General features: G+C 66.2%; 1 protein-coding gene and 1 pseudogene. Both read left to right on the forward strand.

Annotation, left to right across the window (positions count from 1 at the left end; translation table 11 throughout):
• Positions 1-94: 94 nt before the first annotated feature.
• Positions 95-364, forward strand: a pseudogene (locus AB0M20_RS41110) (ATP-binding cassette domain-containing protein); the annotation flags it as partial.
• 72 nt (positions 365-436) lie between these two features.
• Positions 437-1,810 carry a glycosyl hydrolase family 18 protein gene (locus AB0M20_RS41115; RefSeq protein WP_364306698.1) on the forward strand — a complete coding sequence of 458 codons (1,374 nt, stop codon included), beginning with the start codon at positions 437-439 and terminating at the stop codon, positions 1,808-1,810.
• Positions 1,811-1,871 lie beyond the last annotated feature (61 nt).

Consider the following 1,871-nt stretch of genomic DNA (forward strand, 5'->3'; position numbering starts at 1 on the left):
AAAAAGCCAAAAAATCTCATCGTTAAATACTTTTAAATGCACTATTAATAAATAAATGATAAAGTGAAAATGTAACATCATCCCCACACATCATCTCGGGATCGACGATCTGCTGAGCCGGTCACCCGTGCACCTCTCGCGCGGCCAGCGGCAGCGGGTCGCCATGGCCCGTGCCATCGTCCGCCGCCCCGAGCTGCTGCTGCTCGACGAGCCGCTGTCGAACGTGGATCCGAAGATCTGGGCCGAGCTGCGCGGCGAGATCGTCGCGCTGACCAAGCGGCTGGGGATCACCACGGTGTACGTCACGCACGACCGCCCGGAAGCGGTGGCGATGGCCGATCGGATCGTGTTGCTCGAGCGCGGCAAGGTGACCTGGGCCGGAACTTCTCCGTTCGAAGGTCTGGACACCATCAGTTAACAGTCCTAATAATTAGGCATGCGTCGATCTCTGGTATTGGCCTTGGCCGCCTCGCTGGTGGCCACCGGTTCGGTCGTGTATCTCGCGTCCAGCGCGGGCGCGGCAGCGGCATGCCTGACACCCTGGAGTGCCGCCACGGTCTACGTCGGCGGTAACGAGGCCTCGTATCAGGGGCACAACTACCGGGCCAAGTGGTGGTCGCAGGGCGACAACCCGGCCACCCACAGCGGTCAGTGGGACGTGTGGGCCGACCAGGGCGCCTGCGGCGGCACGACGCCACCCCCGAGCGACCCGCCGCCGTCGAACCCGCCACCCAGCGATCCGCCGCCCCCGACCGACCCGCCGCCCACCGACCCGCCGCCGAACACCGGCCTGCCGAAGCACGCGCTGATCGGCTACCTGCACGCCAGTTTCGCCAACGGCTCGGGCTACGTGCGGATGGCCGACGTGCCGGCCGACTGGGACATCATCAACCTGGCGTTCGGCGAGCCGACCAGTCCGACCTCCGGCGACATCCGTTTCACCCTCTGCCCGGCGGCCGAGTGCCCCGGCGTCGAGACCGAGGCGAGCTTCATCGCGGCGATCCGGGCGAAGCGCCAGGCCGGCAAGAAGGTGCTGCTGTCCATCGGCGGCGCCAACGGCCAGGTGCAGCTCACCACCACGGCCGCCCGGGACGCGTTCGTCCGGTCGGTGAGCGCGATCATCGACCGATACGGCCTGGACGGCGTGGACGTCGACTTCGAGGGCCACTCGCTGTCGCTGAACCCCAACGACACCGACTTCCGGAATCCGACCACCCCGGTGGTGGTCAACCTGATCGCGGCGCTGCGCTCGCTGAAGGCGCGCTACGGGAGCGGGTTCGTCCTCACGATGGCGCCGGAGACGTTCTTCGTGCAGCTGGGCTACCAGTTCTACGGCCCGGGCCCGTCGAACTCGCGGGACGCGCGGGCCGGCTCGTACCTGCCGGTGATCTACGCGCTGCGCAACGACCTGACGGTGCTGCACGTGCAGGACTACAACTCGGGCCCGATCGTCGGACTCGACGGCCAGTACCACACGATGGGCGGGGCCGACTTCCACATCGCGATGACCGACATGCTGCTGGCCGGCTTCCCGGTGATGGGCGGCGCGACCTTCCCGGCGCTGCGCGAGGACCAGGTGGCGTTCGGCGCGCCGTCCTCGGTCAGCGCGGGCAACGGGTACGTGGGTCCGGCGGGCGTCCAGCAGGCGGTCAACTGCCTGGTACGCGGTCAGTCGTGCGGCGGCTACACCGTCCGAAGTGGTCTGAACCCCGGGTTCCGTGGCCTGATGACGTGGTCCATCAACTGGGACCGCTACTACGGCTGGGAGTTCCGTACCAACCACGAGCCGTTCCTCAACGCCCTGCCATAGCCCTTCTCGGCCCCCGAGGACTGGTTAACAAAGAATACAAGAAAATATTTACAAAAAATCA

The organism is Actinoplanes sp. NPDC051633, from assembly GCF_040681735.1.
Lineage (GTDB): Bacteria > Actinomycetota > Actinomycetes > Mycobacteriales > Micromonosporaceae > Actinoplanes.

Bases quoted from the DNA above. Each gene is read 5' to 3' on its own strand.
- AB0M20_RS41115 (WP_364306698.1), top strand. From the start codon at position 437: ATGCGTCGATCTCTGGTATTGGCCTTGGCCGCCTCGCTGGTGGCCACC.